This is a genomic window from Streptomyces sp. NPDC039609, assembly GCF_055596705.1.
Map to the genome: position 1 here is coordinate 1,012,481 of NZ_JBVIUJ010000001.1, position 19,171 is coordinate 1,031,651.

The window sequence follows — 19,171 nt, forward strand, 5'->3', positions numbered from 1 at the left end:
CCATCGCCTGGCCACGATGCGCCAGTTGGCATGTATGCGCCACTCAGGCTCTGGATGACGCCCCGACCGGACAGCTAGGTTCCGGTTGGCGCGTCGTCGGCCGGACGTTCGGTCGGGAACCATCAGGCATCAATTGCCCTGACGCGCGCACATGTTGAGCCCGCGAAAGGACACCTGATGCAGACAGCCCGCCTCAGACGACGGCGCAGAGCCCTCGTCAGCGGGATCGCGGTGACAGTCGCCCTGTCACTGACGAGCCAGCTCCCGACGGCGACCGCAGCGACACTCCAGGACCTGAGCGATCGGCCGGAGCTGCGGAAGGGGGCGACCACATCGGCCGTCACCCTGATCACCGGCGACACCGTCTCGCTGACCACCGAGCCCGGCGGCCGTCAGGCGGTGCAGGTCCTGTCGGCGGAGGGGACGTCCAGGATCTTCGAGTCCACCAGCGGTCGGAACGGCGATGTCTACGTCTACCCGGACGACACGGCAACGGCGCTCGCCTCGGGCACGGTCGACCGCGAGTTGTTCAATGTCAGCCGGCTGATACGGGACGGATACGCCGACACCGAGTCCGCCGAACTCCCGGCCATCGTCGACTTCCAGGGCAAGCCGGACGCCGCGGCGCTGAGAACGAAGTCCGAGGACCTGCCGGGCAGCGAGAGCAAGCGCGTCATGCCCCGCCTCGGGCTGTCCTCGGTGCACGTCCACAAGCAGTACGCGAAGGACTTCTGGCAGTCCGTCAATCCGAAGGCCGGCAAGACCCGCGGCGCGGCGGCGCCCGGCACGGCCGGGGTGACCAAGCTCTGGTACGACGGCAAGGCCGAGGTCGCGCTGGACCGGAGCGTGCCGCAGATCGGTGCCCCGGAGGCCTGGGCCAAGGGGTACGACGGCAAGGGCGTGAAGGTCGCTGTCCTGGACACCGGTGCCGACCTGAACAACGCCGACATCGCGTCGGAGATCGTCGGCAGCCAGAGCTTCATCAGCGGTCAGGGCGTCCAGGACGGCCATGGCCATGGCACCCATGTCGCGGCCACCGTCGCGGGCAGTGGCGCCAACTCCGGCGGCAAGCACAAGGGCGTCGCCCCGGGCGCCGACCTGCTGATCGGCAAGGTGCTCAGTAACACCGGCCAGGGCCCGACCTCCAGCATCCTGGCCGGAATGGAGTGGGCCGTCGCCGAGGGCGCCGACATCGTCAGCATGAGCCTCGGCGGCGACGACGCTCCCGGTGAGGACCCGCTGACCATGGCGGTCGACTCGCTCAGCGCCTCCTCGGACACCCTGTTCGTCATCGCCGCGGGCAACCGCGGACCCGGCGACAGCACCCTCGGCACCCCCGGCGCCGCAGACTCGGCCCTCACCGTGGGCGCCGTCGACAAGTCCGACGCGCTCGCCCCGTTCTCCGGCCGCGGCCCGCGGCTCGGCGACATGGCGATGAAGCCCGAGATCACCGCGCCAGGTGTGGCCATCGTCGCCGCTCGCGCGGCCGGCACCTCCATGGGCACCCCCGTGGACGCCGACTACACCTCGGCCAACGGCACCTCGATGGCCACCCCGCACGTGTCCGGGGCCGCCGCGATCCTCAAGCAGCGCCACCCCGAGTGGACCGGGCAGCGGATCAAGGAGGCCCTGACCGCGCACGCCAAGTCGGCCGCCGGGCAGACCGTCCATCAGCAGGGCTACGGCCGGGTCGACATCCCCGCCGCGCTCGACCCGTCGCTGGAGCTGTCCGGTACGGCCGACTTCCGCATGATCCCGTGGCAGAAGGACACGTACGAGAAGCGGACCCGCACCCTCACGCTCCGCAACAACGCCACGACCGACACCGTCGTGACCCTGCTCGCGTCGGCCGAGGACGCGAGCGGCACCGAGGTCCCCGCAGGCTCGCTGTCACTTTCAGGAGCGGGCCTGTCCGACGGACGGCTCACCGTCCCGGCCGGCTCCACCGCCGAAGTCAACGTCACCCTCGACCCCAACGGCCTGAAGACCGGGCGGTACAGCGGCTCCGTCACCGCCACCGCCGCGAGCGGTGAGTCGGTGCATGCCGCGCTCGGCTTCGTCACCGCCGTCGAACAGCACGACGTCACACTGAACGTCACCGACCGGTTCGGCAAGACCCCCAGCACGTTCAAGTTCACCCTGCACGGGCTGGACAACACCGTCTGGGAGAGCCGGACGCTGTACGCCACCGGCACGGTCACCCTGTCAGTGCCACTCGGGCACTACTCCGTCGAGGGCTCGGTCTACTCGGTGGCTCCCACCGGCGGCGCGGTCTTCCACGCGGCAGATCTGTTCACCGTGCCGAACATCGAAGTGACCGACCGGGACCAGAGCTTCACCGTCGACGGCACCACCGCCACCGACCTCGGAGTGAAGATCGACGGTGAGAAGCGGCCCCTGGAGACGGGCCAGGTGGCCATGCAGATCGTCCGCGACGACGGCGCGATCAACAGCCACTCCAACTTCACCTCGATCAGCGGGACCGGCAACAGGTCCGACACCAGGTTCGGCGCCATTCCCAGTGCGGGCGCCACCTCTGGTGCACTGCGGGTGGAGACCTTCCTCCACCGGCGCGAGCCGCTGATGCAGTTGGAGGTCACCAGCCCCGGCCACCTCGACATCCCGCTGAAGACCTCGGTACTCGCGAAGCGGTTCGAGGGCACCAGGCGCACCGAGCTGGTCGACCTCGGCGCGGGCACCGAGCAGGACTTCGCCGGCGCCGACGTCAAGGGGAAGGCCGTCCTGGTCTCCGTGGCCGACGTCACCAAGGCCGGCGACCAGGCCGTCAGGGCCGCGGCGGCCGGGGCCGTCGCCGTGATCGTGACGCCCGCGGAGCCGGGTCCGAGCGGCAGCGGCGTTCCCGCGGGCCAGACCGTCCCGGTCGCCCACGCCATGTACGACGATGCCGCACGTCTCAAGGCCTTGCTGGCCAAGGGCCAGGTGCGGATCGCCCTGAAGGGCGTCCTGGAGTCGGGCTACACCTACGCGCCGCACTTCACCGACGACCGGGTCCCCGACGACCTCGCCAAGACCGTCGACGTGGGGGCTTTCGCCAAGGTCAGGAACACGTACCACTCCGACGGAGCGCGACGCCTCGGCGCCGAGCACCTGCCGGCCTGGGGTCCGAAGCAGTGGACCGCGATCAGCGACGGTCAGCCCCTCTACCAGGGCACCACCCGCGACGACTACTTCCTGGCGGGCACCGGCGTCTCCTACATGCCGTCGGTGGGGGCCAACTTCCACACCTCCACCTGGACGATGGCCGATCTGCGGAGCACCTTCGGAACACCGGGCAAGTCCTACACCCGCAGCTGGTTCGCCGGTCCGACGCGCCTGTCCCCGTACGAATTCGGGCCGTGTGTGTTCTGCCGCGCCGACGTCTGGCAGAAGCTGCCCGGCGGCAGCGGTGCCGACAACGAGCCCACCCACACCCTGCGGGGCCTGACCAACACCTGGAGCTTCTACCTCAACGGGCAGCCGATCACCGGATTCGGCCAACTGGTGCCGGAGAAGGCGGACTACCGGTACGTGCTCGACCAGAAGCTCGCCACCGACGTCCCGGGCGTCACCCTGGGCCGCCAGATGCGCACCGAGTGGAACTTCAGCCAGGCGGCACCGACCACCATGGCCGTCAAGGACTGCGACACGGCGTTCATCCCCACGCCCAAGGTCTGCGAGCCCATGCCCGTGGTCCTCCTCGACTACGACCTGCCGCTGAACGAGCTCAACCAGGCGAGGGCCGGCCTGCCGTTCACCTTCACCGTGGACGGCGCCAGGGCCAAGGGCTGGACCGGCTCCACCGCGATGGCCGGCGCCAAGGTGTCGGTGTCGTACGACGACGGGACCACCTGGAAGTCCGCCACGATGCTGCGCAAGGACAGCAACTCCTTCCAGGCCCTGCTCTGGCACCCCAAGCTCGCCGACACCAACGGGTACGTGACGCTCAAGACCGAGGTCTGGGACGCGGCAGGCAGTCGCACCGTCCAGACCATCACCCGGGCGTACGCCCTCAAGTGAGGCGGCACTGAGCCACGCTCACGCGAAGTGCGTCCCCCGCCGGGTGGTGACATCCGGCGGGGGAGGCGGGCGGGTCCGGCATCCGGCGATGTCGGGCCACGCAGGGCGTCCTGCCTCCGCGGGATCACCCCGCTTCGTGCCCGCGGCAACGACCGGGGCACGAGGCGGTCGCCTGATCGGACGGACAGGTCCCGGCGGGCGTGCATCGGGTGGTGCCCTCGAGTCGGTCTTCCGGCTCCTCGTCGTGGTCGGTGGACCGGTAGTGGTACGCGTCCGCCCACCAGTCGTCGTCCCACCAGTCGTCGTCCTCGTGACCGTCGTCGTCGAGTTCCTGGTCGGTGCCCCGCCACCTGCTGCGCTCGCGGATGCTCGTGTGGACGTGGATCCGCTGCTGCTCGTCCAGCGCCACGAGGGAGGGATGGGAATCCGCGCGGTATCGGTCTCCCAGAGGGTCCTCGCATGCAGTGCGGGCGTGGACCGCCTTGTTGGCGTCGTCGGCGTACAAGAGTGCCGCCAGGCCCGCGCCGGCCACTGCCGCGGCGGCCCACGCCAGGACGCCGTGCGGGCGCACCATCACCAGCAGCACGAACGCCACGAGCCAGAAACCGACCACCATGGTGATGACCATGCAGGAGCAACAGGCGAGCAGCTGCCGCCCCTCACCGTCCGGCATTCGCGGGATCTCGGGCAGCAGGGCGTCCTGCTCGCCGAGGTACGCGCTGCGCCGCGCCCGGTACTCCTCGTCGCACCAGTCGATCCAACCGATCGACACCGGCTCGGGATCGTGCCGGCGCACCGCCTCCAGCAGGGCGGTGGGCAGCGGATGGACGGGCGTCCGGCGGGGGTCGCGGCCCGCCTCGGTCAGGAGCGCCACCCCTTCCACGTCGATGTCGAGGTACCCGCCGAGCAGCAGTTCGGCGGCGGCCGCCTCGGTCTCCCGGTTCTTCATCACGGCGACGTGGTACGGCTCGAGGTCCACGGTGGCGACCACCCCGAGGATCTCGCGCCGGATCCGGGCCCGGCGCCACCACCGGAGGCCGATGGCTCCGTACACGGCGGTGGCTACCGTGAACACGGATGCGGCTAGGACGAGTTGGAGCACGCTCCGAGGCTACGTCCGCGCGCGCCGGAGCAGACATGGATTTTCTTCGGCCCTCCGGCACGATCCGCCGGACACCCTCTGGTCGGCTGCTGCCGGACTCGGGCGTTCAGCGCCGTCGGCGCAGACGGCCGACGCGCTCTCGGCCACCGTGGTGGAGAACGGCCACGGAAGCCACGGGCTGAGCGTCAGTCCCACCAGAACGTCCAGGTGTGCTCGCGGATGAGGTTCTTGGCGTACGCCTCCCATGTGCCGGGCTCGCTCTGCAGGACGTTGTCCGGGCAGAAGGCGAAGTGCTCCGCCGCCACCTCCTCGGCCTCCGCGAGGGTGGCGGGAGGGGCGGCCACGGAGACGACCAGGATGTCGAAGCCGAGGCCGATGACGCGTATGCCGAAGCGGTCCTCCCAGGAGCGGAGGACCGCGCACAGGCGTGCGGTGTCGTTCTCGTGGTTCATCGGGCCCGTCCAGCCGACGGCCGCCGGGATGTCGGCGCTGCGACGGGCGGGCACGAGCGCGAGATGCGGGTCCTTGAACCAGGAGGGGCACTCGGCGGACAGCGCGTCGGCGGCCTCGACCGCCCGCGCGTCCGGGGTGGCGGTGGCGGCAGGGATGCTCTCGCCGATGCCGGGCCAGTCCTCGTTCTCCGCCGCGTACGCCTCCCAGTGCTCGGCGAGTACGTCGCCTGGGTCGTGATCCCCCGGGTAGGACGCCTCGCCCGGCATCAAGTCCCAGCTCTCGGGCCCGCCCTGGGGTCCACCGAGATCCACGAGCACGGGGAGCAGTCCCTTGCGCGCGCCCGGGGCGCCCAGTGCCGACCAGGTGCCTGGCGCGGCCGCCTTGTCCGCGCGCCACAACAGAGGCTCGTGCCACGGACCCTCGTCGGTCGCGTCGATCAGACGCCCGGGAGGAAGCTGAAGCCCGAGGGAGCGGCCGCTCGGGTCGGTGGCCAGCCGGGGCAGTGGGTTGGGAAGAGTCGCCATGCCGGTGACTCTAGGAGCAGCCGCTGACAATGCGGTTGCCGCAGGGACCATCGCCGGGGCGCCCCCGAGAGTCCGATGGCAGCAGGGCCCCGCCGGTGCGCGAGGCCCCGCCCATCAGTCACTTCACCGAACCCGCCATCACCCCCTGCACGAAGTGGCGCTGGAAGGCGAAGAAGACCACCACCGGCACGATCAGGGAGAGGAAGGCGCCCGGCGCCAGGACGTCGATGTTGCTGCCGAACTGCCGCACCTGCGACTGCAGTTCCACCGTCAGCGGCTGCGACGAGCTGTCGGCGAAGAGCAGTGCCACCAGCATGTCGTTCCAGACCCAGAGGAACTGGAAGATCGCCAGGCTGGCGATCGCCGGGCGGCCCACCGGCAGCACCAGCTGCGTGAAGATCCGCCACTCGCCGCCCCCGTCCATACGCGCCGCCTCCAGCATCTCGCGCGGGATGTCGGCGAAGTAGTTGCGCAGCAGGAACACGGCGAACGGCAGCCCGTAGGCGACGTGGAAGAGCACCACGCCCGGGATCGTGCCGAACAGTCCCAGCTGCCCGAACAGCTTCGCCACCGGCAGCAGACCCACCTGCACCGGCACCACGAGCAGCGCCACCACACCCAGGAAGATCCAGTCACGGCCGGGGAACTCCAGCCAGGCGAAGGCGTATCCGGCGAGCGCCGCGACCACGACGACCAGGACGGTCGTCGGCACCGAGATCAGCACCGTGTTCCAGAAGGCGCGGGTGATACCCGCATTGCCCAGCAGGGCGGTGTAGTTGTCCAGAGACAGCTGACTTGGGCCGGCCAGCGCCGTCCACCAGCCGCTCGACGCGTTGTCGTTCGCCGAGCGCAGCGAGGACAGCAGCAGTCCGGCGACCGGGGTCACCCAGATCAGGCCGACCACGGCCAGGAACGCCTGGACCAGGCCGTTGCCCAGCCAGCGGCGCAGCCGGCCGCCCGGCATCGTCGCGGTGGCACTCATGACTGACTCCTGCGGAAGCGGCGGACGTTGAACACCATGGCGGGGATCACCAGCAGCAGGAGCAGCACACCGAGCGCGCTGCCGAGCCCCTGGTCGTTGCCGCCGCCGAAGGACACCAGCCACATCTGGGTGGCCAGCACGGTGGCGTCCTCCTGAACGGGCCCCGGAGCGATGATGTAGATCAGGTCGAAGACCTTCATCACATTGATCACCAGCGTCACGAAGACGACGGTCAGCACGGGCGCGAGCAGCGGCACGGTGATCCGGCGGAAGACCTGCCACTCGTTCGCCCCGTCCATCCGCGCCGCCTCCAGCGCGTCGCGCGGCAAGGAGGACAGTCCGGCGCCGATGAGGACCATCGCGAAGCCCGTCCAGATCCACAGGTACGCGCCGATGATGGCCGGCGTGACCAGGGCGGGGCCGAGCCAGGACACACCCTCATAGGGCGGCGCGAAGTTCTCCGCGGGCAGTCGGACCGTATAGGTGCCCGCCGCGAGGCCGGTGAAGCGGAACGACCCGTCGGCTGCCGTGGTCGCGGTGGCGACCGTCTTCCCGTCGCGCACCGCCTCCACGGTCAGGCCGGGCAGTCCCCGTTCCGTGGCGTCGATCGCGCCGGGCCGCCCACCGCCACCTGGCGTGAAGTCCAGATACACGGCGCCGGTCACATCCTTCGGGCCGGCCTTGCCGGATGCGGCGGGCCTCGCGTCGGCGGGCATGTCCCTGGGCGCCACGCCGACGAGGCCGAGGGCGACGCTCTGTCCCGGTGAGACGGTGTCGGCCGTCCCGTACGAGCCGTCCGGCCGCTTGTCCAGTCCTTGGCCGTCGCGGGCCCGGGCCGTCGGGTACGACGAGGCGTCCTGGAACACATCGTGCACGCCGACCGCGGCCGCGTTCAGAACACCCTTGTCCGGGTCCTCCTCGTACGCGAGGCGGAAGATGATGCCCGCCGCCAGGAAGGACACGGCCATGGGCATGAACAGCAGCAACTTGAACGCGGTCGCCCAGCGGACCTTCTCCACCAGCACCGCGAGGATCAGTCCCAGCCCGGTCAGCAGCGTCGGCGCGACGACGACCCAGATGGCGCTGTTGCGGATGGCGGTCAGGGTGGCCGGGTCGCGGAAGATCTCCGCATAGTTGTCCCCGCCGACGAACCGTGTGCCGCCGGCGTCGAAGAAGCTGCGGCCCACGGAGAACAGCACCGGGTAGACGACCAGCGCGCCGAGCAGCAGCAGTGTCGGCAGCACGAACGCCACGGCGATGATCCGCCGGCGCCGACGGGCCCGGTCCCGCGGGCCGTTGTCCCGCGGGCCGCCCTTCGCGGCGCCGACCCGGGGCGATGGGGGAGCGGTGACTGTGGTCATGACGGCCGCCTCAGCTCTTGTACGCCTTGGCCGCCGCGCCTTCCAGCGCCGCGGCGGTGGCGGCCGGGTTCGACGGGTCGCGCAGGAAGTCCTGGAGGATCTTCCACTCGCCCGCGCCCTTGGTGCCGCCGAACGCCGCCGGAGCCTGGTCCGACATGTCGAAGCGCACCGAATCCCCGGCGTCTATCAGCGACTTGGCCGTCTCGCGCAGCGTGTCGTCGCCGTAGGAGGCGAGGTCGAGCTTCTTGTTCGGCGACAGGAAGCCGCCCGCCTCGGCCCACACGGCCGCGGCCTCGGGCGTCGCGAGGTACTCCAGGAACGCCGTCGCAGCCGCCTGGTTCTTGCCGTCCTTCAGGACGACGGCTGCGTCACCGCCGCTGACCACCGGTGCCTTGCCACCCGCGACCGCCGGGAAGGGGAAGAAGGTGGCATCCTCGCCGATCTTCCTGCCGAACTGGTCCTTGGCGACACCGGCGACGAAGTCGCCCTCGTACACCATCGCGGCTTCGGGCTTCGGGCCGAAGACCTTCTCGACGGAGCCCGGGAAGTCGGTGCCCAGTGCGCCCTTCTGGCCGCCCGCGATCAGCTTGCTGTCGGAGAAGAGTGCGCCGAGGGTGGTCAGCGCCTTCACCACGGTCGGGTCCGTCCACGCCAATTCGTGCTTGGCGAGCCGGTCGTACTTCTCGGGGCCTGCCTGGGAGAGGTAGATGTTCTCGAACCAGTCGGTGAGCGTCCAGCCGTCCTCACCGGCGACCGCGAAGGCCGGCAGGCCCGAGTCGGACACCGCCTGCCCGCTCTTGAGCATGTCCTCGTACGACGTCGGCGGCTTCACCCCGGCCTGCTCGAACGCCTCCGGGCTGTACCAGACGGTCGACTTGTGGGCGGCCTTGAAGTACAGGCCGTACAGGGTGCCGTCGACGGAGCCGTAGTTCTTCCACACAGGCGCGTAGTTGGCGTCGACGGACTTCTTCGTGGTCTCGGACAGCGGCTTGAGCCACTGCTGCCGGGCGAACTGCTGGAGCACGCCGACCTGCGGGACCATCACGACGTCGGGGGCGTTGCCGCCCTCGATCTTGCTGCCGACGACGGTGGAGACATTGTCACCGGTGGACACGAACTGGGTCTTGGCACCCGTCTTCTCGGTGAAGGCGTCCAACACCTTCTGGAAGTTCTTCTGCTCGGCGCCCGACCAGACACCGGCCACATTGAGGGTCTGGCCGGACAGCTCCTTGCTCCCGCCGCCGGCGCTCACCGGGCCACCGCCGCACGCGGTGGCGCCGAGCGCCAGGGTGAGTGCGGAGCAGCAGGCCATCGTCATCCGTCGCATGGTCATCGCAGTCCCTCCAGGGTGGTGTCGTCACTGATCCACCAGGCGGCGGTGGATCCGGGCAGTGCGCCGGTCGGGCACGGTCCGCTGGCCAGCAGCGGGGCGCCGGAGACCGGGGCGGGCACCGGAGCGGTGCCGAAATTGACGGCGCAGACGAGTCCGTCGCCGCGCAGGAAGGCCAGCACGCCGGGTGGCGCGTCCAGCCAGCGCAAGGTCCCCTCGCCCAGCTGCGGCAGACCGTGCCGCAACTGCAGGCCCTCGCGGTACAGGTGCCACGACGAGCGGGTGTCGGCCAGCGCCCGGTCGGTGGCGTGCTCGGCGAACCAGCCGGGCTGCGGCAGCCACGGCTTGGCGCTCTCCGCCCCGGTGCTGAAGCCGAACGGGGAGGCGTGGCCCGACCACGGCAGCGGCACGCGGCAGCCGTCGCGGATCCGGGCCCGGTTGCCGGTGCGCCGGAATATCGGGTCGGTGAGCACCTCGTCCGGCAGGTCCACGACCTCCGGCAAGCCCAGTTCCTCGCCCTGGTAGATGTACGCGGCGCCGGGCAGGGCCAGCATCAGCAAGGCGGCGGCGCGCGCCCGGGCGGCGCCGAGGCCGCTGCCTTCGGTGCCGGACTCGCCGTACCGGGTCACCGTGCGCACCTGGTCGTGGTTGTTGAGCACCCAGGTGACGGTGGAGCCGGTGCCCGCGATGTCGCGCATCGCCTCGTCGATCACCTTGCGGAAGGTGTCGGAGTCCCAGGGAGCGCCCAGCAGGTCGAAGAAGAAGGCCTGGTGCAGTTCGTCGGGGCGGACGTACAGGGCGTGCTCGCGGGCGGTCGGCACCGACACCTCGCCGACCAGCAGCCGCTCGCGCCCGTCCCGGGCCGTGTACTCCTCGCACACCGACCGCCAGTGGCGCCACACGTCGTGGACCTCGGGCTGGTTCCACGCGAGCGGGTTGACCGAGTCGCGGGTGCGGGCGTCGGCCTCCGGGTCGGGCGAGTCCGGCAGGTCGGGGTGTTTGAACAGTCCGGCCGCGACGTCGATGCGGAATCCGTCGACGCCCCGGTCCAGCCAGAAGCGCAGGGCGTGGTCGAAATGTGCGCCGACTTCTGGATTGCGCCAGTTCAGGTCCGGCTGCTCGGGGGTGAACATGTGCAGGTACCACTGGCCGGGGGTGCCGTCCGGCTCGGTGACTCGGCTCCAGGCCGGGCCGCCGAACATGGCATGCCAGTTGTTGGGCGGCATGTCGCCGTCGGGGCCGCGGCCCTCGGCGAAGTGGAAGCGGGCGCGGGCCTCGCCGCCGGGGCCGGCCGCCAGTGCCTCGCGGAACCAGGCGTGCTCGCTGGAGCAGTGGTTGGGGACGATGTCCAGCAGCACCTTGATGCCCAGTCGGTGGGCGTCGGCGACCAGCAGGCCGAACTCGGCGAGGTCACCGAAGACGGGGTCCACGTCGCAGTAGTCGGCGACGTCGTACCCGTGGTCGTGCTGCGGCGACGGGTAGAAGGGGCTCAGCCAGATGCCGTCGACCCCGAGCTTCTTCAGGTACGGCAGGCCGGCGCGGACACCGGCGAGGTCGCCGATCCCGTCGCCGGTGCTGTCCAGGAAGCTGCGGACGTACACCTGGTAGATCACCGCGTCGCGCCACCAATGACGGTGGCTTGGGGCTGTGTGCATCACCCGTTGACCTGTGTTTCTGCGTGAAGGGTGCGCGCCACCCAGAGCGGGTAGCGGTTATGCATACATGTTAAGTAGGCGTGACGAGGGGGTGTCAACGAAGCTGCCGAAGAACGGCGCTTGTTGGGGGTATATGCCCTAGTTCGTTCAGATGCTCAGGGCGTGGCAGTCCACATGCTGATACCTAACAGGTAAGTAGGTGCCCTGGAAGTGAAAAGAGTGATGACCGAGGAGTCAGCGACGTCGGGCGATGGCCGCGAGTTCGTCCGCGAGCCGGCGCACCGCGGCCTCGGGCGTCTGGTGCTGCGCCATCGCGTCATGCGCCACGGCCTGCACGGCCAGGCTCACCTGCTCGTAGTGCGGGCTCTTGGGGCGCGGCGCGGCCGCGAGCACACTCGCCCGCAGCGCGGGCAGATACGGGAAGCGCGTCACCAGCGCCGGATCCTCGTACAGCGCGGCACGCACCGGCGGCAGGGAGCCCTCACTCAGGACGCGGCGCTGCACCCGCTCGCTCGTGAGGTACGCGATCAGGTCGCGCGCCGACTCGGGGTGCCGGGCATGGCTGCTCACAGCCAGATTGGAGCCGCCCAGCACACTCGCGCCCGGCCCCCTGGGGCCCGGCAACGGCACAGCGCCGAACTTTCCCGCGACTCTCGACTGCGCGCCGGAGGCGCCGGCGTACGCGTACGGCCAGTTGCGCAGGAAGAGCAGCCGGCCGTCCTGGAACGCCTGGCGGGACTCCTCCTCCTTGTACGTGAGGGCTTCCTTCGGTATCCAGCCGTCCCGCACACCCCGGGCGAGGAACCCCAGCCCTTCGCGAGCGGCCGCCGAGTCGACCGTGACCCGCTCACCCTCGTCGCCGAGGACCGTCCCACCCGCCGAGTACACCGCCTCGGCGGCGTTGACCGTCAGCCCCTCGTAGGGCAGGAACTGGCCCGCGTACCCACTCAGGCCGTGTTTCGGCGCGACGGTGCGGGCCTGCCGCTCCAGCTCCGCCCACGTACGCGGCGGGCGCTGCCCCACGCGGTCGAGCACGTCCTTGCGGTAGAAGAGCATCCCGGCGTTCGTCACATACGGGACCGCGTACAGCCGCCCGTCGTACGTCGCGGTGTCCACCACCGGCGGCAGGAAGCTCTCCAGCGGGAACCGGCCCCGCTCCAGCGGCGCGATCCACCCCGCCGCGGCGAACTCCGACGTCCACGCCACATCGATGTTGAGCAGATCGAACCTGCCCTCGCCCGACCTCAGATCCGTGATCATCTGAGCCCGGGTCTCGTCGGCCGAATCCGGCAGCTCGACCAGAGTGACCCTCTCGGCCGGATGCGCGCGGTTCCAGCCCTCCAGGACGGAGCCGAGATAGCCGGTGAGATCACCGGCCGTGGCCAGAGTCATGGGGCCGCGTCCGCCCTCGCGCTCCGCGCTGCCCGACGGGGCGCCGGAGGCCATGTAACCCGTCAGTACGACAGCGAGAACCAGGAATCCCCTACCCGCGGCCCGTATCCACCGCATAGGTTCCTCCCAGAGCGCCGCGCCGTACACCTTCGTCCAGCAACAGGGCATGTATACCCGTTAGGCATGGGCGATACTAGAGCCCTCATCACAACAGGAGCACGCCAAGGGAGGACAGTACGGGTGCGTCATCCCCTCCTCGCCCTCCTGGCCAGGGGCCCCGCCCACGGCTACGAGCTCAAGCAGGACCTTGAGCAACTGCTGGGCGCCGCGTACCCTCCCACCAACGTCGGCCAGATCTACGTGACGCTCGGCCGGCTGGAGAAATCCGGACTGATCGAGGGCGAGGAGATCGCCCAGGAGAGCCGCCCCAACAAGAAGATCTACCGCCTCACCGACGCCGGGCAGGAAGCACTGCGCGCCTGGTTCGACGAGACGGCGGACGAACCGAGGGTCCGGGACGAGTTCTTCATGAAACTCGCTCTCGCCCCGCGCACCGGTCTCGCCGACCGGATCGCCCTCATCAACAAGCAGCGACGCGAGTACCTCACCACCATGCGCAACCTGTCCAAGCTGGCAGCCGCCGAAGACCGGGACAACCGCATAGCCCACCTGCTGATCGAAGGCGCCATGCTGCACCTCCAGGCCGACCTCGACTGGCTGGAGCGCTGCCAGGAGGAACTGGAGGAGCTGCAATGACGGACTCCGCCGTACCGGTGCCGCTGCTGCACGCGGACCGCATCGTCAAGACCCACCACAGTGAGGGCGCGCCCGCCCACGCCGTGCGCGGCGTCGACCTGACCGTGCGGCGCGGCGAATTCGTCGCCGTCACCGGCCCCTCAGGCGCCGGCAAGTCCACCCTGCTGCACCTGCTCGGCGGCCTCCAGCGTCCCGACAGCGGCTCGCTCCTGCTCGACGGCGAGAGCACCGACGGCTGGTCCGAGGCCCGCTGGGCGGTGGAGCGACGCCGTCGCATCGGCATCGTCTTCCAGTTCTTCAACCTCGTCTCCAACCTCACCGTCGCCGACAACGTCGAACTGCCCGCCCTGCTGGCGGGCACCTCCGCCAAACAGGCCCGCGCCGAACGCGAGAAGCTCCTCGCCGAGCTGGGCCTCGAGAGCAAGGCCCGCAGCATGCCGGGCGAGCTGTCCGGCGGCGAACAGCAGCGCGTCGCCCTCGCCCGCGCCCTGGTCAACCAGCCGCGGCTGCTCCTCGCTGACGAACCGGCCGGCAGCCTCGACAGCAAGGGCACCCGCGAGGTGATGCGGCAGCTCGCCGCCTTCCACCAACGCGGCCAGACCATCGTGCTCGTCACCCACGACGCACGGCTCGCCAGCGCCGCGGACCGGGTGATCAGCTTCTTCGACGGCCGGATAGCCGACGACGTCGAACTGGGCGGCACGCCGCCGCGCGGCACCGGCCTCGCCGGCGTACTGGAACTGAAGGACTGACCCGTGCGGGCCATGCTGCGCTGGGCGCACGCCGATCTGCGCACCCACCGGGGCGAGGCCCTGTTCATGGTCGCCGCCACCGCAGGGATCGTCGCCTCCCTGCTGCTGGCCACTGCGCTCTTCGGCTACGCCACCAACCCCTGGCAGCGGGTCTTCACCCAATCCCGCGGCGCTCACGTGTGGATCCACACCGGTCCCGCCGCCGACACCGGCTCCCTCACCTCCCTGGACGGCGTCGAACAGCTCGCCGGCCCCTCCCGCACCGCGTCGGACACCGTGACCTCCCGGGGCGCCCGCGCCGGCGTGGAGCTGCGCGCCACCGGCACGGAGCCCCCGGCCACCGGGCGACCCGTGCTGACGTCGGGACGCTGGCTCGACGCCGCCGTCCCCGACGGAATCGTCCTGGAATCCGGCCTCGCCCGTGCCCTGTGGGCCGAACCCGGCGACCGGCTGACCCTGCCGAACGGCCGTACCCTGACCGTCCTCGGCGTCGCCGACAGCGCGGAGCCGCGCTACCGCCCCGGTGAGCGGCCCGGCACCGTCTGGGCCCTGCCGCGCGCGGTGCCGGACGGACGCGGCGGCGGCCAGGTCGTCGGACTGCGCCTCACCGACCCGGGCGACACCGACTACGCCGTCCAGCGCGCCGTCACCACGCTCGGCGCCGGCGCCGTCACCGACGTCTCCACCTGGCAGCAGGCCCGCGCCGAGGCGCAAGGCGACACCAAGCTGCTCGGTCAGGTCCTCGGGCTCTTCGGACTCGGTGCGCTGATCGCCGCCGCCCTCGCGGTGTTCGGCGCCATCAGTACCCGGGTGCGCGGCCATCTGCGGGACATCTCCGTCCTCAAGGCCATCGGCTTCACACCCGGCCAGGTCGTACGCGTCTTCCTCGTCCAGCACCTCGCCTTCGCCGTGCTCGGGGCGACCCTCGCCACGGCGGCCGTCCGGACGCTCGGCAACCGCCTGCCCGGCCGGCTCGGCGACGCCGTCGGTGTCTGGCAGGGGCTCGAGGGCCACTCGGCGGCGCTGCTCGCGGTGCCCGTCGCGGCGGTGCTGTTCATCGGGGCGGCCACCTGCCTCGCGGCGTGGCGGGCCGGACGCGTGGAGCCCGTACCCGTCGTTCCCGCCGCCGCGGCATCGGGCCGCCGGGGGGCTGCCCGGACCACGTCCGCGGGAGGACTGTCCCGCGCCGCCCGAGGCGCGCTCGGACTGCGCATGTCGCCCACCCTGGTCCTCGGCTGGCACCGGGCCTTCGGCCGAGGACGGCGTGCCCCGGCCACCATCGTCCGCCTCGCCCTGCCGCTTCTGCTGATCACCGTCGCGCTCAGCGCCTGGACCACCATCGAACGTTTCGACAGCCGCCCCGAACAGTTCGGCCACGCCGCCGCGCTCACCGCCCGCCCCGACGCGACGCTGACCGACCGCGAGGCCGCCGCGCTGCTGGCGGCCAACGACAAGATCACCGCCGCCCACCCCGGCCTGGAGGTCGCCGCACTGGTCCCCGGCCAGACCGGCACCATCGCGCTGCGCGGTCTCGGCACCCGCGACGAGCCCTACCCGTACACGATCGCCGAGGGCCGCCCCACTCGAGGCCCCGACGAGGCCGTCGCCGGCCAGGGCCTGCTCGACCTGCTGAACGTACGCGTCGGGGACTGGGTCCGTGTCACGGTCGGCGGCCACCCGCAGGTACTGCACCTCGTCGGCCGCAGCATCGAACCGGAGAACGGCGGCCGGGTCATCTCCACCTCGCTCGACACCCTGCGCGAGAACGACCCCGCCCTGAGCCCCACCCTCTACCAGCTCCGTCTCGAGCCCGGCGCGGACCCGCGCGCCGTCCGCGCCGAACTCGCCGAGGCCTCCCGGGGCCACCTCGACATCCACGAGGTCACCACCCCCGCCGACCGGCTCTCCGCCCTGCGCGGCGTCGTCGTCGGCCTGATCACCGTCCTCGCCCTGATCGGCCTGACCGAACTGTCCACGGCGATCGGCGGCAGCATCCGCGACGGTGAACGCGACCTGCTGGCTCTGAAGGCCATCGGCCTCTCCCCGCGCCAGATCACCGCCGTCACCGTGACGGCCATCGGCTGCACAGCGCTCGCCGCCAACCTCGCCGCGACGGCCCTCGGTGTTCCCCTCGCTCACTGGCTGATCGACCACGAGGCACACACCACGGGCATCGGCTCCGGCATCGCCCAAGCCCCGCCCGCCGCATACCTCGTGGCCATGAGCGCCACCGCCGTCCTCGGCGCGATCGCCCTGACGGCCCTCCCCGCGTCCCGCGCGGCCCGCCGCCGCCTCGCGGACACCCTGAGCGCGGTCAGCTGACGTCCTGCAGGGTGCTGTGGCCGGGCCGCTTCGGACGGCTGCGGCGGGCGCGAGCCTGCGCATCCGATGTCCTTGGCCCGTCGTCCGCCAGATGGGGCACTTCGGTGGCGTCGTGGAACGCGGTGCGCCGCGATGTTCGCAGCAACTCGGTAGTTTCCCGATCAGGCGCCCTCGCGCGTGGATGCCGAAGGGCTGCCCTTGTGACGGCCCGTTGATGACAGCCCCGAGGCGAGGAGAGCGGCGTGTCCCGACCGATCACTGTGGGAGTGGACGGCTCCGAAGGAAGTGTCGCGGCCCTGGACTGGGCCGCCGACGAAGCGGCACTGTGCGGAAACGGCCTACGGCTGGTCTACGCCACGCGGTGGGGGCAGCACCAGCTGCAGGCGGTCAAGGTGTCGCACGAGGACCGCGCCGGTGACGCGGAAGGTGTGCTCGCTGCGAACGAGCAGCGTGTCCGGGGCAGACGACCGGACCTCGCCATGACCGCCGATGAGGTCGAGGACGCCCCCACCAGCGTGCTGCTGGCCGCCGCTTCGGAGGCTGAACTGCTGGTCGTGGGGTCGCACGGGCTCGGCAGCGTCCGCGGCTTCATCGTCGGTTCGGTGGGGCAGGAGGTCGTCGCCGAGGCGACGCGTCCGGTGGTGCTGGTACGCCCCGGGTACGGGGAGGACGAGTCCGGTGCCCCGGGTGACAGCGACCGGAAGGTGGTGCTCGGCCTGGATGTGAGCGAGGTGCAGGGTGAGCTCCTCGACTTCGCGTTCGGCTTCGCGGGGCGGCATGGCGCCCCGTTGCAGATCGTGAACACGTGGCACCACCCGTTTCACCACAAGGCCGTAACCGACGCCGACCTGGCGTCGGCGCTGTCAAGCGCGGTACGCCCCTTCCGGGACAAGTACCCGGCGGTGGAGGTCTCCGAGGTGTCCGCTCCCGGGCGGGCCGCCGAGCACCTCGTCGAGGCCGGGTCGGACGCGAGCCTCGTGGTCGTCGGCCGGCGCAGGGCGGCCAAGGGCTCCCATATCGGATCGGTCACCCATGCCGTGATCCACCACGCCGCCTGTCCTGTCGCCGTCGTGCCGCACACCTGAGGGAGCGCGGCGCGTGCCGCCCTCGCCGGCACGGACGGCGTCGATCGGCGGCGGACCCGGTCGACCCGCACGATCCACGCCACTCACGTGGCGTTGAGCGCCGTGGTCGGATCGAGCCGGGAGGCCCGGACGGCGGGGTAGAGGCCGGCCAGGGCGCCGACCAGGAGGGTGGTAGCGAGGCTGCCGGCCAGGGACCAGGGCGTGACGAAGGCCGTCGCGTGCTCGACGGGTCCGATGCGTTCGACCATCGCGACCGCGTTCTTGGGCAGCTTGACTTCCTGTCCGAGCGGATCCTTGCCGGCTTCCGCGGTGAGCAGGTTGGTGCCCAGGCGGTCGAGGCGGCTCAGCAGGTCGGCCGGGCTCGAGGTGGAGAGGCCGACGACTGCGACCATGGTCGCGATGCCGATGGCGATGCCGAGCGCGGAGAGGACGACCCGGGCTCGGCGGGCTCGCAGGCCGACCCCTCCCGTGCGCAGGATGTCGGCGGGTGAGAGACGAGCCGGTCGAAGTCGGGCCGAGGTCATGAGAACTCCCTCGGCGGGGCGGGGGCATGGGAGTCGGAGACCACACCGCCGTCGCGGAAGCGCACTCGGCGAGGCAGGGTGTCGGCGATCTCGTTGTCGTGGGTGATGACGCAGACGGTGGTGCCCGCGGTGTTCAGTTCGTACAGCAGCTTCATAGACTCCCTGTGATCATGAAGCCAACCCCGCGTGCCGCCCTGCCGGGCATCGCGCTGCTCGTCGCCCCGCTCTTCGCTCTGACCGGTTACGGAGTGCAGCCCAGCGGCGTGATCGAGGCGGGCCGGCCCGCGTCCGGGGTGGGCCCCTCATACCCGCGCTCGTCGTCGCGCGCCCTGGCCGCTCGCGAGGAGCGCCTCCGTGATGAGGCGGACACCCCGTGCCAGGCGGCTCAGTTGCTCCAGTTCGACGGCGTACAGCCTGATCGTGCTCTCGATCGTGGGGTCGGACACGCCCAGCGTGGGCAGCTCCGCTCGGCAGGTCTGCATCGCCACCCGCACCGCACGGATCTCGTGCTCGATCTGCAGCTGGGCGTGACGGGCCAGGAGAACGGGCTGGCGCGTGAGGGTGGTGTAACCGCCGTAGCGGGCAGGCAGGAGGTCTCGCAGCCAGCGTACGGCCGTACTTTCCCAATCGCGGTGGCCGGGGGTCGTGACCGAGTACGGCCAGTCGGCGCTGACCGGAGGGCGGTGATGGGACACGTTGTCGCCTTAGGGAGGGGCCTGTGCGGAGGGGTGCGGACGACTCCGCCCCAGGTTGAAAGCGCGGAGTGTCCCGTTGGAACAACCCAGGGGGTCGATCGAGGGACGAGGGGGTGACCCGCGGGCGTCATGTTCGAGCCCGCGGGAGCACCTGTAGTAAATGCATATACCGTCGAGTACGCAAGAGAATGAAAAAATTCATGCGCTTCAGGGGTGTGAGG

The 19,171-nt window shown here is 71.0% G+C and carries 13 protein-coding genes and 2 pseudogenes; 5 read left to right on the forward strand and 10 right to left on the reverse strand.

All coding sequences use genetic code 11. From position 1 onward, the window contains the following. Positions 1–177: 177 nt before the first annotated feature. Positions 178–4,017, forward strand: a complete 3,840-nt coding sequence (locus tag ACZ561_RS04520) for a S8 family peptidase (protein WP_470989593.1) — start codon at positions 178–180, stop codon at positions 4,015–4,017. 124 nt (positions 4,018–4,141) lie between these two features. Here ACZ561_RS04520 and ACZ561_RS04525 read toward each other — a convergent pair whose 3' ends face one another. The 7 genes from ACZ561_RS04525 to ACZ561_RS04555 form a co-directional block, all read right to left on the reverse strand. After that, positions 4,142–5,119 (reverse strand): hypothetical protein, encoded by a 978-nt coding sequence (locus ACZ561_RS04525; protein WP_470989595.1) that lies wholly within the window; start codon positions 5,117–5,119, stop codon positions 4,142–4,144. Positions 5,120–5,304: 185 nt separating this feature from the next. Next, positions 5,305–6,096 carry a DUF4253 domain-containing protein gene (locus ACZ561_RS04530; protein ID WP_470989597.1) on the reverse strand — a complete coding sequence of 264 codons (792 nt, stop codon included), beginning with the start codon at positions 6,094–6,096 and terminating at the stop codon, positions 5,305–5,307. Positions 6,097–6,214: 118 nt separating this feature from the next. Then, entirely contained in the window at positions 6,215–7,078 is an 864-nt protein-coding gene (locus tag ACZ561_RS04535) for a carbohydrate ABC transporter permease (protein WP_470989599.1), read from the reverse strand. Next, positions 7,075–8,439 carry an ABC transporter permease subunit gene (locus ACZ561_RS04540; protein WP_470989601.1) on the reverse strand — a complete coding sequence of 455 codons (1,365 nt, stop codon included), beginning with the start codon at positions 8,437–8,439 and terminating at the stop codon, positions 7,075–7,077. Before ACZ561_RS04540 ends, ACZ561_RS04535 begins: the two co-directional genes overlap by 4 nt. A 10-nt stretch (positions 8,440–8,449) precedes the next feature. Beyond that, positions 8,450–9,772 carry an ABC transporter substrate-binding protein gene (locus tag ACZ561_RS04545; protein ID WP_470989604.1) on the reverse strand — a complete coding sequence of 441 codons (1,323 nt, stop codon included), beginning with the start codon at positions 9,770–9,772 and terminating at the stop codon, positions 8,450–8,452. Then, entirely contained in the window at positions 9,769–11,424 is a 1,656-nt protein-coding gene (locus ACZ561_RS04550) for a glycoside hydrolase family 13 protein (RefSeq protein WP_470989607.1), read from the reverse strand. The genes ACZ561_RS04545 and ACZ561_RS04550 overlap by 4 nt, the downstream gene beginning before the upstream one ends. A gap of 234 nt (positions 11,425–11,658) precedes the next feature. After that, complete coding sequence (locus ACZ561_RS04555; RefSeq protein WP_470989610.1) at positions 11,659–12,933, reverse strand: ABC transporter substrate-binding protein; 1,275 nt, start codon at positions 12,931–12,933, stop codon at positions 11,659–11,661. Between the two features lie 123 nt (positions 12,934–13,056). Between ACZ561_RS04555 and ACZ561_RS04560 the strand changes: the two genes are divergently transcribed. The 4 genes from ACZ561_RS04560 (at position 13,057) to ACZ561_RS04575 (ending at position 17,731) form a co-directional block, all read left to right on the forward strand. Beyond that, positions 13,057–13,572: a PadR family transcriptional regulator gene (locus tag ACZ561_RS04560; protein WP_470989613.1), complete on the forward strand. Its 516-nt coding sequence runs from the start codon at positions 13,057–13,059 to the stop codon at positions 13,570–13,572. Next, positions 13,569–14,324: an ABC transporter ATP-binding protein gene (locus tag ACZ561_RS04565; RefSeq protein WP_470989615.1), complete on the forward strand. Its 756-nt coding sequence runs from the start codon at positions 13,569–13,571 to the stop codon at positions 14,322–14,324. Before ACZ561_RS04560 ends, ACZ561_RS04565 begins: the two co-directional genes overlap by 4 nt. Before the next feature lie 3 nt (positions 14,325–14,327). After that, positions 14,328–16,646 carry an ABC transporter permease gene (locus ACZ561_RS04570; protein WP_470989618.1) on the forward strand — a complete coding sequence of 773 codons (2,319 nt, stop codon included), beginning with the start codon at positions 14,328–14,330 and terminating at the stop codon, positions 16,644–16,646. Between the two features lie 242 nt (positions 16,647–16,888). Beyond that, positions 16,889–17,731, forward strand: a complete 843-nt coding sequence (locus tag ACZ561_RS04575) for a universal stress protein (protein ID WP_470989622.1) — start codon at positions 16,889–16,891, stop codon at positions 17,729–17,731. Positions 17,732–17,940: 209 nt separating this feature from the next. Here the strand turns inward: ACZ561_RS04575 and ACZ561_RS04580 are convergent. The 3 genes and pseudogenes from ACZ561_RS04580 to ACZ561_RS04590 form a co-directional block, all read right to left on the reverse strand. Beyond that, positions 17,941–18,255: pseudogene (locus ACZ561_RS04580) on the reverse strand (ABC transporter permease); the annotation flags it as partial. Then, a pseudogene (locus tag ACZ561_RS04585) lies at positions 18,252–18,410 on the reverse strand (ABC transporter ATP-binding protein); the annotation flags it as partial. The pseudogenes ACZ561_RS04585 and ACZ561_RS04580, both read right to left, overlap by 4 nt. A gap of 147 nt (positions 18,411–18,557) precedes the next feature. Further along, a complete protein-coding gene (locus ACZ561_RS04590; protein ID WP_376430232.1) occupies positions 18,558–18,950 on the reverse strand; it encodes a hypothetical protein in 393 nt (130 codons plus the stop codon). Positions 18,951–19,171: the final 221 nt, after the last annotated feature.

What these genes read in the sequence shown, in the direction of transcription:
- ACZ561_RS04535 (WP_470989599.1), bottom strand. Translation starts at nt 7,078, where the DNA reads ATGAGTGCCACCGCGACGATGCCGGGCGGCCGGCTGCGCCGCTGGCTG.
- ACZ561_RS04545 (WP_470989604.1), bottom strand. Translation starts at nt 9,772, where the DNA reads ATGACCATGCGACGGATGACGATGGCCTGCTGCTCCGCACTCACCCTG.
- ACZ561_RS04550 (WP_470989607.1), bottom strand. Translation starts at nt 11,424, where the DNA reads ATGCACACAGCCCCAAGCCACCGTCATTGGTGGCGCGACGCGGTGATC.
- ACZ561_RS04565 (WP_470989615.1), top strand. Translation starts at nt 13,569, where the DNA reads ATGACGGACTCCGCCGTACCGGTGCCGCTGCTGCACGCGGACCGCATC.
- ACZ561_RS04530 (WP_470989597.1), bottom strand. Translation starts at nt 6,096, where the DNA reads ATGGCGACTCTTCCCAACCCACTGCCCCGGCTGGCCACCGACCCGAGC.
- ACZ561_RS04540 (WP_470989601.1), bottom strand. Translation starts at nt 8,439, where the DNA reads ATGACCACAGTCACCGCTCCCCCATCGCCCCGGGTCGGCGCCGCGAAG.
- ACZ561_RS04520 (WP_470989593.1), top strand. Translation starts at nt 178, where the DNA reads ATGCAGACAGCCCGCCTCAGACGACGGCGCAGAGCCCTCGTCAGCGGG.
- ACZ561_RS04555 (WP_470989610.1), bottom strand. Translation starts at nt 12,933, where the DNA reads ATGCGGTGGATACGGGCCGCGGGTAGGGGATTCCTGGTTCTCGCTGTC.